Origin of the sequence: Roseobacter sp. GAI101, from assembly GCF_000156335.1 — a bacterium.
GTDB lineage: Bacteria > Pseudomonadota > Alphaproteobacteria > Rhodobacterales > Rhodobacteraceae > Sulfitobacter.
This window is the reverse complement of the sequence record NZ_DS999213.1, coordinates 2,496,151-2,514,174: the sequence shown is the minus strand read 5'-3', so window position 1 is coordinate 2,514,174 and position 18,024 is coordinate 2,496,151. Positions and strand designations below refer to the sequence as shown.

Genomic DNA, 18,024 nt, shown 5'->3' with positions numbered 1-18,024 from the left:
CAGTGCTGTTGCCGATCTTGCCAGTTGATCGGCGTGCCTATGATGCCACCCAAGCACCAATGGGCCTACCCACGCCCTGAAGGATAACCGACAGGTCAGGGAAGCAAAAAGGCGGGGATGTCCCCCGCCTTTCCGTTATTCCGCCGCAACGCGTTTGGGCAGAACCCAGTTGGCACGCGGGAAGTGGCAAGTATAGCCATTTGGAATCCGCTCAAGATAATCCTGATGTTCTGGCTCGGCCTCCCAGAAATCACTGACGGGCTCGACCTCTGTCACCACTTTTCCAGGCCACAGCCCCGAGGCTTCGACATCTGCGATGGTGTCAAGGGCGACGGCCTTCTGGTCCTCGTCCTCGAAGTATATTGCCGACCGATAGCTTAGACCGCGGTCATTGCCCTGACGGTTCAGCGTCGTCGGATCGTGGATCTGGAAGAACAGCTCAAGCAGCTCCCGGTAGCTGAGAACGTCGTCATCAAAGATCACTTCGATCGCTTCGGCATGGGTGCCGTGGTTGCGATAGGTGGCGTTGGGTACATCACCGCCTGAATATCCGACGCGGGTCGATACGACCCCTTTGCGGTTGCGGATCAGGTCCTGCATTCCCCAGAAACATCCGCCGGCCAGTACTGCACGTTGTTCGCTCATGCGACGTCCTCCACTTGATTGATGTATGAACCGTATCCTTCGGCATCCATGTCATCGCGGTGCACGAAACGCAACGAAGCTGAGTTGATGCAGTAGCGCAGGCCGCCCCGGTCGCGGGGACCGTCGGGGAAAACGTGACCCAAGTGACTGTCGCCATGGGTGCTGCGCACTTCGGTGCGGATCATGCCAAGGGTATCATCGCGCAATTCGTTCACATAGGCGGGTTCAATCGCCTTGGTAAAGCTGGGCCAGCCGCAGCCCGAATCGTATTTGTCTGCCGATGCAAAAAGCGGCTCGCCGGATACGATGTCCACGTAGATGCCGGGTTCCTTGTTGCTCAGCAGCTTGCCGGAGCCGGGGCGTTCCGTCCCGTTTTGCTGGGTGACGCGGTATTCTTCGGGCGACAGGGCCGCGATGGCGTCTGGTGATTTTTCATATGTGGGCATGGATGTCTCCTTTGCGTCTCTTGGGTATTAGATGGGGCGGATCAGGGTTTTTCAAAGGGTTTGTAAGATTAATGCAACTTTGCGTGAAGACGCTACGTTATCTAGTGTGATGGTATCCAACAACAGGGGCGATGGCATGCGGTATATCTTGGTTTTGGTAATGGGCACGCTTTGGGCGGCAGGCGCTTGGGCATTGCCGCGCGACGCGCAGTTTGCATCGATCGATGGCGGCGTCTTGCAGATGTCGGATTGGGCAGGGCAGCCTGTGTTGGTGGTCAACACGGCCTCGCAATGCGGTTTCACCTACCAGTATGAAGGTTTGCAGGCGTTGTACGACACCTACAAGGATCGGGGACTGATCGTGCTGGCCGTGCCCTCGGACGACTTCAATCAAGAGCTTGCGAGCGCCGAGAAGGTCAAGGAATTCTGCGAGCTGAATTTTGCGCTCGACCTCCCCATGACCGAGATCGAGCATGTGAAAGGGTCCGACGCGCATCCCTTTTACAAGGCCGTAGCAGAGGAAACGGGTTTCGTGCCGCGGTGGAATTTCAACAAGGTGTTGATCGGGGCCGATGGTAAGGTTGTCGCGACTTGGGGATCAACGACAAAGCCGCAGTCAGCCGAGGTCATCCACCAGATCGAAAAGGTGCTTAACTAGGTGCGGCTGACCGGAATTTCCGAAAATTCCAGATCGTTTTCTTTGGAAGAAAACGGCCATCAGGTCAGGCGTTGCGCTGTCGTGACACCTGAACCGCCAAGATCCCGAAGCCGATGATCGCCACGCCAAGGATATCTTGCGCGCCCAAGGGTTCGCTTAGCAGCAGCCACGCAATCGCGACCCCGAAAAACGGGTTCAGGAAGTGGAAGGTCGCGGCCCTGGTGGCCCCGATCCGGTTGACCAGCCAGAACCAGACGACCGTAGCCAGCAGGCCGGGAACAAGGCACGTATAGGCAAAAGCCGCAAACAACGGCCAGCTGGGCGTGATGCGAGGCGTCTCGAACAGCAAAGTTGCGATGGACAGCGTGAAACACCCCACCAGCATCTGCAATCCGACAACCATCATGAAGTTCCCGCCAGAGGTGGCACCGCGCACCAGCAATGTTGCTGCTGTCAGGGCCAATGCGCCGATCCCGCACAGCAAGACACCTGTCAGGTCCACACCGCCACTGACCCGCGCGCCCATGATGATCGTCACGCCGATCACCCCGGCCACCAGCCCGGCGATGCCCAGCGGTTTCAGCTTTTCACCCAGAAACAGCCACGTCGCCAGCCCGACCAGCAAAGGCATGGTCGATGCGATGATGGCGGCAAGGGATGCCTGGACGGTCTGCATCGCGACAAAGTTCAGCCCCAGATAGACCGCGTTTTGCAGGATGCCGAAGATGATGGTCGCCCGCCATTGTGCTGGCGTCAGTCGCCATGTCTGGCCCATTGCCAGCGCGATGCCGACCCCCAGCAACCCCGAGATCAGATAGCGCGCCGACAGGGCCATCAGCGGGGAAGCGTCGGCGACGATGATCCGGGCAGAGGTGAAAGCAGAAGACCACATGAAGGCGAAAGCCAGGCCCACAAGAATTGCACGTATGTCCATTTGGGGCCTTTCCGATCCGTCACTTGGCGAACCATTTCCGAGATGCCGGCCAAGAGCAAGCCCGTTCCGCGCAGGGCAGCCATGTCCCAAACGCGAAAGGGCCGCCCCAAGGCGACCCTTTGTCAAAATCTGGTCTCAGATTTATTCGTTTACGCTGTCTTTCAGCGCTTTCGCGATGGTCATCTTGACGACCTTGTCCGCTTCTTTCTTGAACTGTTCACCTGTGGCAGGGTTGCGCACCATACGCTCAGGACGCTCGCGGCAATAGATCTTGCCGATGCCTGGAAGTGTAACGGCACCGCCGCCGGATACTTCTTTGGTGATCAAGGCACATACCGCATCAAGTGCCGCGCCTGCTGTTTTCTTGTCTTCGCCCATTTCTTCAGCCAAAGCCGCGACGAGCTGGGTCTTTGTCATTGGTTTAGTCGCCATGTTTTTTTCTCCTTCGTCCGCCCGGATTAGGGCCTCATGGGCAGAATGTAACGGTATGTTGTGGTTGAACACAACGAATAGGTGAGGGAAAAACGCTAAAACATGCGTTTTTTTGCCGTTTTTTTCCTATAAATAAGGGGCTTCCTTTAGATCAAGGCGTATTCCTGCGAATTGACAGGAATATTGTCCGAAACAATCTGTTGAATCTGCGCCGGCCAAATCGCCAGAAACCCGAGCAATCGCAGATGTGATGCGGCGGCTGAGCCGGCAAATCCGTCAGGCGGTTCCCCGAAAAGTTACCCTTTATAAAAAAGCGGTTTCGTCGAAGGATCGCAGTTTCCGGCTGTGCAGGCGCTCCAGCGGCATGTCACGGAGTTGCTCCATCGCGCGGATGCCGATCATCAGATGACGTGCCACTTGGGTCTTGTAGAAATCCGACGCCATGCCCGGCAGCTTCAGTTCGCCATGAAGCGGCTTGTCCGACACACACAGCAACGTGCCGTAAGGTACCCGGAACCGGTAGCCATTTGCGGCGATGGTCGCACTTTCCATATCCAGCGCCACGGCCCGCGATTGCGACAGGCGTTGAACTGGGCCGGATTGGTCGCGCAATTCCCAGTTGCGGTTGTCGATGGTGGCAACAGTGCCGGTGCGCATGATGCGTTTCAGCTCGTACCCTTCAAGCTGGGTAACCTGCTCCACCGCGTCTTCCAACGCGATCTGAATTTCCGCCAACGCGGGGATCGGTACCCAGATCGGCAGGTCGTCGTCCAGCACGTGATCTTCGCGCAGATACGCGTGGGCTAGCACGAAATCCCCCAGCTGTTGCGTGTTGCGCAGGCCCGCGCAGTGGCCGACCATCAGCCACGCATGCGGCCGCAGCACGGCGATGTGATCGGTCGCGGTTTTGGCGTTCGACGGACCGACGCCGATGTTGACCAGCGTAATGCCCGACCCGTCCGCGCGTTTCAGATGATAGGTCGGCATCTGCGGTGTCTTGACCGAAGCGGGCAGGGGGTCGTCACCATTCATGATCTCGACATTTCCGGTCGACACGAACGAGGTATAGCCGCTGTCGGGATCGCGCAGCATGACGCGGGCGTATTCTTCAAATTCGGTGACGTAGAACTGGTAGTTGGTGAACAGCACGTGGCACTGGAAATGATCCGGGTCCGTCGCCGTGTAATGCGCCAGCCGTGCCAGCGAATAATCCACACGTTGCGCGGTGAACGGGGCCAGCGGCCCGACCCCGTCGACAGGTTTGAAGGTGCCGTTGACGATGTCGTCATTCGTGGTGCTTAGATCAGGCACGTCGAAAATATCGCGCAGGGTGAAATCGGCCGCGCCGTCTTGCGGGATGGTGATCGACGCATCGCTGGCCACGGCGAAGTGCACCGGGATCGGCGTGTTCGACATGCCGACAGTCACGGGTTGCCCGTGGTTTTCAATCAGCAGTCCGATTTGCTGGATCAGATAGTTTTCGAACAGCTCGGGCCGTGTGATCGTCGCGGCATAGGTGCCGGGTGATGACACATGTCCAAAGGAAAGACGCGAATCCACCTGCGCATAACTTGTCGTGGTAAAGCGGATTTCAGGATAAAATGCGCGGATGCGCGTCGCGGGTGGTCTGTCATCCATCGCCTTCTGGAAATGATCCGTTAGGAATTTTGTCGCCTGACCGTAAAGCTGGATCAACTGTTCAACGGCAGCCGCCGCATCGGTAAAGGTCTGGGGTGATGTTGCGTCGGGGGTCAGGATACCGGTCATGATGTAGGCTCGAACAAGGGGATGAATTCAAAACTGCGGACATCGACAAGGCCAAGGTCAGAAATCCGCAGCTCGGGGATAACGACCAGCGCAAGCAGGGAATGTTGCATGTAGGCGTTGTTCAGTGTGCACCCGCAGTCGCGCATGGCTTGCATCATGGTTTCCGTTTTATTGGCCACTTCGGATGCAGGGCTATCGGACATCAGACCGGCGATGGGCAGTTCGATCAGCGCCAGTTCTTCGCCATCCTTGAAGATGACGATGCCGCCGCCGACTTCGCCCAGCCGGTTCGCGGCCATTGCCATGTGGTCCGCATCGGTGCCGACGACAATCATGTGATGGCTGTCATGGGCCACGGTCGATGCCATGGCCATCGGTCCTTCGTAGCCGAAGCCCGAGACAAAGGCATTCACCACAGTTCCCGTCGCGCGATGCCGTTCAACCAGCGCAATCTGGCAAACCTCGCCCGTGGCTTGCACCCGCCCGTCAGTCACCGGCAGTTCGAATTTCAGCGCTCGGGTGGGTGCCTGGTTTTCAACGACGCCGATGACGTTTGCAGTAACGGCATTGGCCCCCTTTGGGGCGTCGATGTGGAAATCAGCCGCTTCAAGCGTTTTGCCCATGTGAACCGTCTGGCGCGCTGACGCTGGCCAGTCGTAATGCGGGCAGTCCACCACGCATTTGCCCGCCTGCGCCACGATCTGCCCGCGTGCGATCACGGTCTCGATCGGCAGGGTCTTGAGGTCAGAGGTCAGGATCACATCCGCCCGCCGTCCCGGCGTCAGCGATCCGATGTCCCGTTCCAGTCCGAAATGGGTCGCCGTGTTGATCGTTGCCATTTGCAGCGCCACCAAGGGGTCACAGCCGCAGTCGATTGCATGGCGGACAACACGATTCATGTGCCCGTCGTTGACCAAGGTTCCGGAATGGCAATCATCGGTGCACAGAATCATGTTGCGCGAATCCAGCCCCTTTTCGGTGATCGCGGTGATCTGCGTTTCAACGTCATACCAGGCCGACCCCAGCCGGATCATCGACCGCATCCCCTGGCGCATTCGCGCGATCGCGTCCGCCTCGCAAGTGCCTTCGTGATCGTCCGCAGGGCCGCCGGCCACATAGGCAGCAAAGGCAGGCCCCAGATCAGGCGAGGCATAATGCCCGCCAACAGTCTTGCCCGCGCGTTGGGTCGCGGCGATTTCCGCCAGCATCTTGGGGTCACCGTTGGTCACACCGGGAAAGTTCATCATCTCGCCCAGGCCGATGATGCCGGGCCATTCCATAGCCTCTGCGACATCTTCGGCGGTAATCTCGAAACCTGTTGTCTCCATCCCTGGCGCGGAAGGCGCACAGGATGGCATCTGGGTGAAGATGTTGATCGGCTGCAATAGCGCTTCGTCGTGCATCATCCGCACGCCTTCGAGGCCCAAGACATTTGCGATCTCGTGCGGGTCGGTGAACATCGACGTGGTGCCATGGGCGATCACGGCACGGGCAAATTCGGCAGGCGTCAGCATGCCGCTTTCGATATGCATGTGCCCGTCGCACAGGCCGGGGATCATATAGCGGCCCTTCGCCTCGATCACCCGGGTATCGTCGCCTTTGCAATGGCTGGCATCGGGGCCGACGAAAGCGATGCGGCCCGCGACAATGGCGATGTCATGGTCGGGCAGCGCCTCGCGGGTGTGGACATTCACCCATGTGCCGCCGGTGATGATCGTATCTGCCGCCGCGCGCCCCGCTGCGACCGATACCAATTGAGCAGCCACATCGGGCCATGAGGGGAAAGGTTTCTGTGTCATGCCTGACGTTGACACGAAGATTGCACGAGGTTCAAGGCGGCGCAAACCACGCAAAGTCGATGAATTCGAAGACACCCGATCCGGAAGCCATCGGCTGACTTTGGATCATGTGCAGTTTTCGGGTGACAAATGCGCCGCATGCGGTCCAGTCTGCCCCCGAAAAGGAGACCTGAAAATGAGTGTAACGCACATCCGACACAACATGGACCACTGGCAGGAGCGGGTTGATATGGCCGCTGCCTTTCGCTGGACTGCACGATTGAACATGCACGAAGGTGTCGCGAACCACTTTAGCCTTGCCGTGAATGACGATGGGACCAAATTCCTGATGAACCCCAATCAGGTGCATTTCAGCAGGATCAAAGCCAGCGATCTGATCGAGGTGGATGCCAATAACCCCGACACGCTCAATGGCCCGGACGCGCCCGACCCCACGGCCTGGGGTTTGCACGGCGGGGTGCACCGCGCCTGTGCCCACGCACGATGTGTGATGCATGTGCATTCGATCCACGCGACCGTGCTGGCTACCTTGCAAGACAGTCGCCTCCCCCCGATTGACCAGAATTGCTGCACCTTCTTTAATCGCATCGTCATCGACGAAGACTACGGCGGGCTGGCCTTCGAAGACGAAGGCGCGCGCTGTGCGGGGCTGCTGACGGACCCCAAGCAGAAGGTCATGGTCATGGGCAGCCACGGCGTGCTGGTGATCGGTGACACTGTGGCCGACACATTCAACCGCCTGTTTTATTTCGAACGTGCCGCCGAGACGTATATTCGTGCCCTGCAAACCGGAATGCCGTTGCGCCGCATCCCGGAAGATATCGCGGAAAAGACCGCGCAGGAGCTTGAGGCCTACCCCGAACAAGACGCGCGCCACCTGGCGGAGCTCAAGGCGATCCTGGATGAAGAAGGGTCGAACTATGCGCATTAACTTCCGGCACATGGGAGATCAGGAATGAATTACGGCCTTTCCGAAGAGAACCTGATGATCGCCGACACGGTGCGCAGCTTTGTAGAAAAAGAGATATACCCCCACGAAACACTGGTCGAACAAACCGGAGAAGTCCCCAAGGAGATCGCGGACGAGATCAAGCGCAAGACGATTGAGCTGGGTTTCTATGCCTGCAATTTCCCCCAAAGCGTCGGCTGCGCGGGGCTGAACCATCTTGAATTTGCACTGGTGGAACGTGAACTTGGACGCGGATCGATGGCGCTCAATCACTTCTTCGGGCGACCCCAGAATATCTTGATGGCCTGCGAGGGCGACCAGATCGACAGGTACCTGATGCCCGCTGTGCGGGGCGAGAGGATGGATGCGCTAGCTATGACCGAACCGGGTGCGGGATCGGACGTGCGGGGCATGAAATGCATGGCCAGGCGGGACGGCGGCGACTGGGTGGTCAACGGAACCAAGCATTTTATATCGGGTGCGGACCATGCCGATTTTATCATCGTCTTCATCGCAACGGGTGAAGACGAAACGCCCAAAGGGCCCAAGAAACGGATCACCGCTTTCTTGGTCGATCGGGGCACGCCCGGCTTCACGATCCGCGACGGGTATAAATCGGTCAGCCACCGTGGTTACAAAAACATGATCCTCGAATTTGACGATTGCCGCCTGCCTGATGCACAGGTCTTGGGCGAGGTCGATGGTGGTTTCGAAGTGATGAACACGTGGCTTTATGCGACGCGTATTACAGTCGCAACCATGTCCGTCGGCCGCGCGCGGCGGGTGTTCGATTATGCGTTGGACTATGCAGCGACGCGCGAACAATTCGGCCAGAAGATCGGCAAGTTCCAAGGCGTGAGTTTCCAGCTTGCCGACATGATCACCGAAATCGATGCGGCAGACCTTCTGACATTGGCTGCCGCAGACCGTCTGGACAAAGGGCTGCCGGCAAATCGTGAAATCGCGAGCGCCAAACTCTATGCCTCCGAGATGTTGGCCCGGGTAACAGATGCGACGCTGCAACTGCATGGGGGCATGGGCCTGATGGATGATTATCCGATCGAGCGATTTTGGCGTGATGCAAGAGTCGAGCGGATCTGGGACGGGACCAGCGAAATACAGCGCCATATCATCAGCCGTGATATGTTGCGGGCGCTGGGCGCGTGATGTTCCGCTGCCATTTGGCATCGGGGTGGGAGGGGGGCCAGCCCCCCAGCGCTTGCGCGCTTCCCCCCCGGGATATTTTCGAGCCAGAGAAATGTGGGCCTTTGGGTGGCTTTAAGGATTTATTCAGCATGTGTGTTTTAGCTTTTTCCGGCGGTACAGGCGGGGACGCCGATGACCGTAGCCGGAGAAGCCCCCTGCTTGCGCAATGCGGTAGGGGGTGGACCCCTCTTCTCTGGCTCTTAAATATCCTCGCCGAAGGCATAAAATCTCTTCTGGTCTTGCGGTTATCATGAGACGGGACCTGTCAAGACTACTGCGTCCTTCATCGGTTGCCCTGATCGGCGGCGGTGCTTGGGGGGCGCAGATCATCAAGCAGACCAAACGGATGGGATTTGGAGGCGCGATCCATGTCGTGAATCCAAAGTTGGGTATTGTGGAAGGAATACAAGCCGTAGCGTCGCTGGCAGATTTGCCTGACGCACCGGATGCTGTTTTTGTCGGGGTTAACCGTCAGGCAACCGTCTCGGTCGTCGGCGACCTTGCGCGTATCGGCGCAGGGGGGGCGGTGTGCTTTGCGTCAGGATTTGCCGAGGCGCGTGCCGAGGATGCCTTGGCGGGTGACTTGCAGGCGCAGTTGGTCGCGGCAGCGGGCAGCATGCCCATCCTTGGACCTAATTGCTATGGTTTCATCAATGCGCTTGATGGCGCGCTGTTGTGGCCGGACCAGCATGGCTGCCGCCGGGTTGAATCCGGCGTCGCGATTCTGACCCAGTCTTCCAACATCGCGATCAATCTGACGATGCAGCAGCGCGGCCTGCCGATTGCCTATATGGTGACGTGCGGAAACATGGCGCAAACCCGGCAGGCCGAGATTGCACTGGCGTTGCTGGATGATCCAAGGGTTACGGCCATCGGCCTGCATATCGAAGGCTTTTCCGACCTTGGGCTATGGCATGACCTGGCGCTAAGGGCTGCGGAACAAGGCATTCCCTTGATCGCGCTCAAGGTCGGTGCGTCTGATCAGGCGCAGCAGGCAACCGTGTCACATACCGCGTCGCTTGCCGGCGGGGATGCGGGGGCTGCCGCGTTGCTGACACGGCTGGGCATCGCGCGGTTGCATGACCTGCCGAGCTTTCTTGAGACGTTGAAGCTGTTGCACAGTCAGGGGCGGTTGCCATCAAGCGCGCTTTCATCGGTCAGCTGCTCTGGCGGAGAGGCTAGCCTGGCCGCGGATACCGCCCATGGTCGCAAGGTAGAGTTCCCCCCGCTGACCGAAGCGCAGGGCCGCGCCTTGAGAGACGCGCTTGGCCCTATGGTCGCGTTGTCCAATCCGCTGGATTACAACACCTATGTCTGGCGGGACGTCGCGAAAATGACCGCTGCGTGGCTGCCGATGGCAGCGGATCACATCGGTCTCACGATATTGATCGTCGATTACCCGCATACGGATGCCAGCGATTGGGAATGCGCCACGCAAGCCGCGCTGAACCTGCGTGCCTTGTCGGGCAGGCCTGTCGCTGTGGTTGCAACCTTGCCTGAACTGATGCCGCATGACGTTATGGATCGGCTGCTGGCTGGCGGGGTGACGCCGATCTGCGGCCTGACCGAAGCGATCCTGGCGGCCGAAGCTGCGGCGTTTGATCAGGATCCTGATCCGGTGCCTCCGCTGCCTGCGGGGCCGGAACGTGATGCGCATCTGTTGACCGAGGCCGAGGCCAAGGCGGCGCTGCAGGGGTTCGGATTGCGTGTCCCGCAGGGGCAGGTGGCGCAAACCCCCAAGGAAGCCGCGCGGATCGCGCTGTCCTTTGGCGGCGCGGTGGTGCTGAAAGGGCAGGGCCTTGCGCATAAGTCCGAAGCAGGGGCCGTTGCCGTCGGGCTGCAGCCGCAGGATGTCGAAGCGGCGGCCGCCAGAATGCAGGCAGGCAGCTTTCTGGTCGAAGAAATGATTACCGATCCTGTGGCAGAGCTGTTGATCGGCGTGACCCGAGACCCCGCGCACGGCTTTTTGCTGACCCTTGGTGCGGGTGGCGTTCTGACAGAACTATGGCAGGACACCACGTCGCTGCTATTGCCCGTGACCGAAACGCAAATCGGCGACGCGGTGCAGGCCTTGCGGATTGCGCCGCTTTTGAACGGCTATCGGGGCAAACCGGGGGCTGACATCCCTGCCGTCATCGCCGCAGTCTTGTCGGTGCAGGCTTATGTGATTGCTCATCTGGATACGATCAGCGAAGTTGAGATCAACCCGCTGATCTGCACCACGACATCCGCCATTGCCGTGGATGCGCTGATCCGCAAAGCGTAAAAGGAATACACGATGAGTGTTGTCAAAACCCAAACCGATGGAAGCATCTTGCTGGTCACGCTGGACCGCCCAAAGGCGAATGCGATTGATCTGGAAACCTCGCGGCTGATGGGAGAGGTGTTTCGCGACTTTCGCGACAATCCCGATTTGCGGGTCGCGATCATCACCGGGGCGGGCCCCAAGTTTTTCTGCCCCGGTTGGGATTTGAAAGCGGCCGCTGACGGTGATGCGGTCGATGGCAATTACGGCGTCGGCGGTTTCGGCGGGTTGCAGGAATTGCGCGGCATGAACAAGCCTGTGATTGCTGCGGTGAACGGCATAGCCTGCGGCGGGGGGCTGGAACTGGCGCTGAGCGCCGACATGATCCTTGCTGCGGACCACGCGACATTTGCCCTGCCGGAAATCCGGTCCGGCACCGTGGCCGACGCTGCCAGCATCAAGCTGCCCAAACGCATCCCTTATCACATCGCGATGGAGCTGTTGCTGACGGGCCGCTGGTTCGACGCCGAAGAGGCGAAAGGCTGGGGCTTGGTTAATGAAATCGTTCCGGCTGATCAATTACTGGACCGTGCCTGGGAACTGGCGCGGCTTTTGGCCTCTGGCCCGCCGCTGGTTTACGCCGCGATCAAGGAAATCGTGCGGGATGCCGAAGATTCAAAATTCCAGGACGCGATGAACCGCATCACCGGCAGGCAATTGGCGTCGATCGACACGCTTTATTCATCCGAAGACCAGATGGAGGGTGCCCGCGCCTTTACCGAAAAACGCGACCCTGTATGGAAGGGCAAATAACGTCACTATTTGCAAACAACGCGGTGCTCGCGCTAACTGAGCGGCGAGCATCTGAAACCAGGCGGCCCCGATGAAAATTATGTTTGTGCACCAGAACATGCCCGGCCAGTACCGCGAGCTGGTGCAGTGGCTGGCGGACACTGGCGAACATCAAATCTATTTCCTGACCCAGAGGCAGAAACCGCCCCATTTCAAGGGGGTCGAGACCCGGATTTACCAAAGCCATCACAAGCCCGCCAAGGACGCCTATGGCCTGTCCCGGAATTGGGAGGAATCCGCGGGCAACGGTCTGGGGGCGGCCCGCGCGGCCAAGATGATCGAAAAGACCGAAGGCTTTCGACCCGATATCGTGGTGGGGCATATAGGCTGGGGCGAGCTGACCTTTTTCAAGGAGGTCTGGAAAGACGTGCCGATCATCGGCTTTTTCGAATATTACTATAGTGACAGCGGCGGCCCGGTGGGCTTTGACCCCGAGGAACCCGTGTCCGAGAACACGCCGTTCCTGCTTCATGCGCGCAACGCCGTGCCGCTGGCCAATATCGAAACGGTCGACATCGGGCTAAGCCCGACTTTCTGGCAGCGCGACCGGTTCCCGCAAAGCTTTCATGACAAGCTCTATGTCTGCCACGACGGCATCCGCACTGATCAGCTAAAGCCGAACCCCGATGTGCAGCTGAAACTGGGACGGCTGGACCGCGCCCTGACCCGTGACGATGAAATCGTCACCTATGTGACCCGCAACCTTGAACGCACCCGCGGCTTTCATGTCTTTATGCGTGCCCTGCCGAAACTGCTGCGCGAACGGCCCGATGCGCGGGTGTTGGTGCTGGGGGGGAATGACACCTCCTATGGCGGCAAAAGCAAACATCCCGGCGGTCTGCGCGCCGAGATGGAGGCCGAAGTCGGCAAGGACATAGATTGGAGCCGGGTGCATTTTCTGGGCAAGCTGCCTTATGACGACTACCAGAAGGTCATCCAGATCAGCCGCTGCCATCTGTATCTGACGATGCCCTTCGTGCTGTCATGGTCGCTGTTGGAGGCCATGTCGATGGAGGCGACGATCGTGGCGTCTGACGTGGCTCCGGTCCGCGAGGCGATCACCCATGGTGAGACCGGTCTGTTGTTCGATTTCTTCGACCCCCAAGCCTTGGCCGATCAGGTGATTGACGTGTTGGCCACGCCCGCGAAATACGCCCATCTTGGCCCTGCTGCGCGCGAACATGTGGTCAAGACGTATGATTTCATGACCAAATGCCTGCCCGAACATATTGCGCAGATGAACGATCTGCTACCACAAGACAAGCGGATCACGCTGCCGCTGAATCGGAGTTAGAATTTGGACAAGACGCTTCTTTCCATCGGCCACGGCTACAGCGCACGGGCGTTGGCCGCGCGGTTGATCCCGCAAGGGTGGCGCATTCTGGGAACCACCCGCAGCGCCGACAACGCAGATGAAATTGCGGCAACCGGGGTTGAACCCGTCGTCTGGCCGGGGGCCGATCTGGGCGCGTTGATTGCCGAAGTCCCGAATATCCTCGTCTCTGCTGGGCCGGGGCCTGACGGTGATCCCGTGCTGAACGCGGTTGCCGACGACATTGCCCGCGCCGCACCCAACCTGAGCTGGCTTGGCTATCTGTCCACCACAGGCGTCTACGGCGATCATGGCGGCGATTGGGTGGATGAAACCACGCCTTTGACCCCGTCCACCAAGCGCGGTCATGCCCGCGTCGCCGCCGAGGCGCGCTGGCAGGCGATCCCTGATCTGCCCCTGCATATCTTTCGGCTGGCTGGCATTTACGGGCCCGGTCGCGGCCCCTTTGCCAAGGTCCGCGCGGGCACGGCACGGCGCATCATCAAGGACGGGCAGGTGTTTTCGCGCATTCACGTCGCAGACATCGCGCAGGCGCTTGACCTGTCGCTGCACCACCCTGATCCGGGTGCGATCTACAACCTTTGCGATGATGACCCCGCCCCGCCCGAAGACGTTATCGCCCATGCCGCCGAATTGCTGGGCCTGCCCGTGTCACCCGCCATCGCCATCGAAGATGCGGACATGACCCCGATGGCGCGCAGTTTCTATGCGGAAAGCAAAAAGGTACGGAACGACCGGATCAAACAGGCGTTGGGTTGGCAACCGAGCTTCCCGACCTACCGCGTCGGGTTGGCAGCCATGGTGGCCTCGGAAAGCTGAAGCCGGGGCTATGATGCGATCTGCCGATGAAAACAGTCTGAACCATCTTCTGGACGGGATGGAACACGCGGCGGCAAGCGACGATGTCGCCCTGCGTGATGTTCTGGACGAATTCGGTGAACGGTCGATCACGCCGATGATCCTGCTGGCGTCCCTGCTGCTGGTGTCGCCGCTGTCCGGTGTGGTCGGCGTCTCAAGCTTTATCGCAGTTCTGGTGATCGTTCTGTCGGCGCAGGCGCTTTTCGGGAATAAACGCCTTTGGCTGCCTGAATTCCTGTTAAACAAACGCTTGGGGTCGTCGCATTTGCGGACAGCGGTCGGGTGGTTGCGCAAACCCTGCGCGTTCTTTGACCGCCATTCCGGCAAACGCTTGCAGTTCCTGACGACAGGCCCGATGCGGATGATGACCTTGCTGACCTGCACGATCATGCCGATGGGCTGGCCACTGCTCGAATTCGTGCCCTTCGCGTCCTCGTTCGGGGGCGGGACGGTGGCGTTGTTCGCCTTTGGCCTGTTCACGCGCGACGGGCTTTATGTGCTGCTGGGCTATCTGTCGATGATCAGCGTAGCGGCGGTATTCTACGTGGTTGTTTTTTGATCAGCCCAGATAGGCGCGCAGTTCCGGTGGCGGATTGTCCATCAACGCGGCTGCCGGTTGGGGCGCTGCGGCATGGCCATTCGCGACAAAGATCACCTGATCCGCGATGCGCCGTACGTCTTCGGGGGCATGGGTCACCATGATCAGGCTGGCCTTGGTTTCGGTTACCAGTTCATGCACCAGATCCAGCATCTCGTTGCGCAAGGCAGGCCCCAAAGCGGCAAACGGTTCATCCAGCAGCACCAAGGGCCGGGCCTGAACCAGCACGCGCGCGAGGGCGGCACGGCTTTGCTGTCCGCCTGACAAGGCACCCGGCTTGCGCGTTGCCAGATCCGCGAGACCGACACGGGAAAGTGCTGTTTCAACCTTGGCCCTGTCGTCTTTTGACAGCCGCAGGTCGGGGCGCAGGCCCAGCCCGACGTTCTGCAAGACGCTGAGATGCGGAAACAGGTTGTTGTCCTGAAACAGCATCGTCATGGGTCGCGCACCGGGGGCAGCGTCGGTAATGTCAGTTCCCTGCCACAGCAATTTGCCCTTGGTGATCGGGATGAAGCCGCACAGCCCGCCTAGCAGCGTCGATTTGCCCGCACCCGATGGACCGATGACAGCGTATTTCGTGGCAGGTGAAATCGACAGATCAGCGCTCAGGGTGAACCCGTCCTGGGTGATCACCACGTTTTCAAGCGTCAGCATGCCAGCGTCCTCCTTTGTCGAAAGCCCAGAATATGCCCAATGACAATCCGAGCAGGATCAGGGCAGCCCCCGATGCGGCCTCCATCTGGTAGCTGCCCATCAGGCGGTACATCTGCAAGGGCAGGGTGGTACGATCCGGGTCGGCAAACAGCGCGATTACCCCCAGATCCCCCATCGACAGCGCCCCCGTCAGCCCGGCGGCAAAGCCGATCTGCGGGCGCAGGCGCGGCAGGATCACCCATCGCCAAAGCGGCCAGCCTTGCAGCCCCAAGCTTTGGGACAATCGCCCATACACCTGCACTGTATCGCGCAGGGGGGGCACCAGAATGCGTAGCACGAAGGGCAGCCCCATGAGCGCGTTGACCAGCGCCGTCACGGGCAAGGCCAGCGCAAAGGGATCCGCCACAGGATTGATCAAGATAAACCACCCTGTCCCGATCATCAGCGGTGAGGCGGCAAGGCCGAACAAGCCCACCCCCTCAATCCCGCCCTGCCGGGCCGAGGCGATCCAACCTGCCAGCGGCAAGGCCAGCGCCAAAAGGATAACGACGCTGGTCAGAGCCACCCCAATCGACGTGCCGGCGGCCAGCCAAACGCTCGTCGGCGTTGCCGGCAGACCAAGCAGCCCGCGCCAGACCACGGCGCAAAGGGGCAGAAGCAAGAATGCGGCACCGGTCCCGATCGCCAGGATGTCCGGGATACGCTGCCATCCACCGCGCGCATCCCACCGCCGCAGGGGCCGGTCACGCCCGCCGCCAAGACTGACCGAAGGGATGATCCAAAGCGCCAGAACCGCCGCACCGCCCGCCAACCCAAGTTGCACCAGCGACAACAGCGCCGCGCGGCTTAGGTCGAAATCGAACCGGAATGCCTGATAGATCGCCAATTCGATCGTCGTGGCGCGGGGCCCGCCCCCAAGGGTCAAAGCCACGGCAAAGCTGGTCAGGCAGATCACAAAGATCAACGCCGCCACCCCCGGCACGATCTGCCGCAGCATCGGCCATTCAAGGCTCAGGAATACGGCGCGCGGGGTCAGGTTCAGCTGGGCTGCAAGGCGAAACCTTTCGGCCGGGAGGGTGTGCCATGCTTGCAGCAGCAACCGCGTGGCCAGCGGCAGGTTAAAGAAAACATGGGCCAGCACGACGCCGTGCAGCCCGTAGATCGAAACGGTTGGCATCCCGATGGCAGACAGCCCGGCATTCAGCCATCCCGCCCTGCCAAACACGGCCAGCAGCCCCAGCACGGCGACGATCACCGGCAAGATGAATGGCGCGCCAAGCAGGGTTACCAGTACGCCGCGCCCCCAAAACCTGCGTCGCGCCAAGGCGCGCGCGACCGGAATAGCCAGCAGCGTCGAGATCAGCGCAGACAGCAACGCCTGCATGGCGGTGAACCGTATCGCCGCCCAATCCGCCGACCCCAGACCGCTGCCGAATTCGGCACGCGATGCAACCGCTGCCAAGGCGGCAAAAACCAGCGCCACCACCGAAATGGCAGCGCTGGCCCCTGTTCTGGTGCTTATTGCGAGAGGGCGGAAAGCCATTCAGCCAAAGCCTTTTCGCGCAGCGCGGGCACGGCGTCATTCGGCACCAGCAATGCTTTTTCAGGGGTGATCAACGTTTCGAACCCTTTTGGCAGGCCGTCCGCCGGTATCACGGCGGGGTACATCCAGTTGGTCGTGGGCAGCACCGATTGCGCCGCGTCCGAGACCATGAACTGCATGAAGGCATCAGCCAGATCAGGTTGATCGCTGCCCGACAGTTTGCCGACAACTTCGATTTGCATGTAGTGGCCTTCGTCAAAAGCGGCGGCGGATTTGGTCGCGTCTTCTTCGGCGATCAGGTGGTAGGCGGGAGATGTGGTGTAGCTGAGCACCATGTCCGCCTCGCCCTCAAGAAACAGGCCATACGCTTCGGACCAGCCTTTGGTCACGGTCACGACATTGTCGGCCAGCCCTTCCCAGATTGCAGGGGCGTCGTCGCCATAGGCGGCCTTGACCCACATCAGCAGGCCCAGACCGGGGGTGGAGGACCGCGGGTCCTGAATCACGATCTTAAGGTCGCTGTCAGCCAGCGCCTTGAAATTCGTAGGTGGCGTCAGGTCTGTGCCATGCACAAAGGCGAAATAGCCCCAGTCGTAGGGCACAAAGCTGTCGTCGTTCCATGCGATCGGCAGATCATAGTCGGCGGTGACAGATGTCGGTTCAAACAGGCCGGTTTCCTTGGCCGCGGCGATCAGGCTGGTGTCCAGGCCCAGCACCACATCGGCGTCCGACCGCGCGCCCTCAAGCTTGAGACGGGCCAGCAATGCGGCACCGTCGCCCATGCCGACGAACTTCAGATCACATTCGCAGGTTTCTTCGAACGCTTTTTCGATCACCGGGCCGGGGCCCCAGTCGGAAACGAAACTGTCATAGGTATAGACCACCAGTTCAGGCGTGTCGGCATAGGCCGAGGTTGCAAGGAACGTGGTGGCAGCAAGTGTAAGATACTTCATGGCATCCTCCAAAATGCGGCGTCAGAAAGCGTTGGAGTGATGTCCAGACCTTCCCTCCGCCGGTGTTAACCGGTTCAGGTTCAACGGGTCCGTGCGATGCACATCTCAGCCAGAGGCCCCCCGAGGTACCTTACCGGTAGAACGCTTGTGCG

The 18,024-nt window shown here is 60.1% G+C and carries 17 protein-coding genes and 1 riboswitch; of the genes, 8 read left to right on the top strand and 9 right to left on the bottom strand.

From position 1 onward, the window contains the following. Positions 1–135: 135 nt before the first annotated feature. Both msrA and msrB read right to left on the bottom strand, forming a co-directional pair. Entirely contained in the window at positions 136–645 is a 510-nt protein-coding gene (gene msrA, locus RGAI101_RS11710) for a peptide-methionine (S)-S-oxide reductase MsrA (RefSeq protein WP_037228086.1), read from the bottom strand. Beyond that, positions 642–1,091 (bottom strand): peptide-methionine (R)-S-oxide reductase MsrB, encoded by a 450-nt coding sequence (gene msrB / locus RGAI101_RS11705; protein ID WP_008227114.1) that lies wholly within the window; start codon positions 1,089–1,091, stop codon positions 642–644. Before msrB ends, msrA begins: the two co-directional genes overlap by 4 nt. 136 nt (positions 1,092–1,227) lie before the next feature. Here msrB and RGAI101_RS11700 point away from each other — a divergent pair, with 136 nt between their 5' ends. Then, on the top strand, positions 1,228–1,749 hold the full coding sequence (locus tag RGAI101_RS11700; protein ID WP_037228085.1) for a glutathione peroxidase: 522 nt from the start codon (positions 1,228–1,230) through the stop codon (positions 1,747–1,749). A gap of 64 nt (positions 1,750–1,813) precedes the next feature. Here RGAI101_RS11700 and RGAI101_RS11695 read toward each other — a convergent pair whose 3' ends face one another. The 4 genes from RGAI101_RS11695 to ade all read right to left on the bottom strand — a co-directional run bounded on the left by RGAI101_RS11695 (position 1,814) and on the right by ade (position 6,681). Further along, entirely contained in the window at positions 1,814–2,683 is an 870-nt protein-coding gene (locus RGAI101_RS11695; protein ID WP_008224933.1) for a DMT family transporter, read from the bottom strand. Positions 2,684–2,824: 141 nt separating this feature from the next. Continuing rightward, positions 2,825–3,115 (bottom strand): HU family DNA-binding protein, encoded by a 291-nt coding sequence (locus tag RGAI101_RS11690; protein WP_254655270.1) that lies wholly within the window; start codon positions 3,113–3,115, stop codon positions 2,825–2,827. A gap of 303 nt (positions 3,116–3,418) precedes the next feature. Continuing rightward, a complete protein-coding gene (locus RGAI101_RS11685) occupies positions 3,419–4,882 on the bottom strand; it encodes an AMP nucleosidase (protein ID WP_008226577.1) in 1,464 nt (487 codons plus the stop codon). Further along, positions 4,879–6,681 carry an adenine deaminase gene (gene ade / locus RGAI101_RS11680; RefSeq protein ID WP_037228083.1) on the bottom strand — a complete coding sequence of 601 codons (1,803 nt, stop codon included), beginning with the start codon at positions 6,679–6,681 and terminating at the stop codon, positions 4,879–4,881. Before ade ends, RGAI101_RS11685 begins: the two co-directional genes overlap by 4 nt. A 175-nt stretch (positions 6,682–6,856) precedes the next feature. Between ade and RGAI101_RS11675 the strand changes: the two genes are divergently transcribed. The 7 genes from RGAI101_RS11675 (at position 6,857) to RGAI101_RS11645 (ending at position 14,683) form a co-directional block, all read left to right on the top strand. Beyond that, on the top strand, positions 6,857–7,612 hold the full coding sequence (locus tag RGAI101_RS11675; RefSeq protein ID WP_037228081.1) for a class II aldolase and adducin N-terminal domain-containing protein: 756 nt from the start codon (positions 6,857–6,859) through the stop codon (positions 7,610–7,612). A gap of 24 nt (positions 7,613–7,636) precedes the next feature. Beyond that, positions 7,637–8,797 carry an acyl-CoA dehydrogenase family protein gene (locus tag RGAI101_RS11670; protein ID WP_008226888.1) on the top strand — a complete coding sequence of 387 codons (1,161 nt, stop codon included), beginning with the start codon at positions 7,637–7,639 and terminating at the stop codon, positions 8,795–8,797. Between the two features lie 289 nt (positions 8,798–9,086). Next, positions 9,087–11,102, top strand: coding sequence for an acetate--CoA ligase family protein (locus tag RGAI101_RS11665; protein WP_008228624.1), 2,016 nt, complete (start codon positions 9,087–9,089; stop codon positions 11,100–11,102). A gap of 12 nt (positions 11,103–11,114) precedes the next feature. Then, a complete protein-coding gene (locus RGAI101_RS11660; protein WP_008228103.1) occupies positions 11,115–11,894 on the top strand; it encodes a carnitinyl-CoA dehydratase in 780 nt (259 codons plus the stop codon). 70 nt (positions 11,895–11,964) lie between these two features. Further along, complete coding sequence (locus tag RGAI101_RS11655; RefSeq protein ID WP_037228080.1) at positions 11,965–13,227, top strand: glycosyltransferase family 4 protein; 1,263 nt, start codon at positions 11,965–11,967, stop codon at positions 13,225–13,227. A gap of 3 nt (positions 13,228–13,230) precedes the next feature. Beyond that, positions 13,231–14,085, top strand: a complete 855-nt coding sequence (locus RGAI101_RS11650) for an SDR family oxidoreductase (RefSeq protein WP_008225692.1) — start codon at positions 13,231–13,233, stop codon at positions 14,083–14,085. A 10-nt stretch (positions 14,086–14,095) separates the two neighbouring features. After that, positions 14,096–14,683, top strand: a complete 588-nt coding sequence (locus tag RGAI101_RS11645; RefSeq protein ID WP_254655269.1) for an exopolysaccharide biosynthesis protein — start codon at positions 14,096–14,098, stop codon at positions 14,681–14,683. On the opposite strand, the gene RGAI101_RS11640 is transcribed toward RGAI101_RS11645, so the two are convergent. The 3 genes from RGAI101_RS11640 to thiB are packed head-to-tail and all read right to left on the bottom strand — an operon-like array spanning position 14,684 to position 17,872. Then, positions 14,684–15,376, bottom strand: a complete 693-nt coding sequence (locus RGAI101_RS11640; RefSeq protein WP_008227327.1) for a thiamine ABC transporter ATP-binding protein — start codon at positions 15,374–15,376, stop codon at positions 14,684–14,686. It abuts the gene before it with no gap. Continuing rightward, positions 15,363–16,919, bottom strand: a complete 1,557-nt coding sequence (locus RGAI101_RS11635; RefSeq protein WP_037228079.1) for a thiamine/thiamine pyrophosphate ABC transporter permease ThiP — start codon at positions 16,917–16,919, stop codon at positions 15,363–15,365. The genes RGAI101_RS11640 and RGAI101_RS11635 overlap by 14 nt, the downstream gene beginning before the upstream one ends. After that, entirely contained in the window at positions 16,895–17,872 is a 978-nt protein-coding gene (gene thiB / locus RGAI101_RS11630; protein ID WP_008225783.1) for a thiamine ABC transporter substrate binding subunit, read from the bottom strand. The genes RGAI101_RS11635 and thiB overlap by 25 nt, the downstream gene beginning before the upstream one ends. A gap of 34 nt (positions 17,873–17,906) precedes the next feature. Continuing rightward, a riboswitch (TPP riboswitch) is annotated at positions 17,907–18,005 on the bottom strand. Positions 18,006–18,024: the final 19 nt, after the last annotated feature.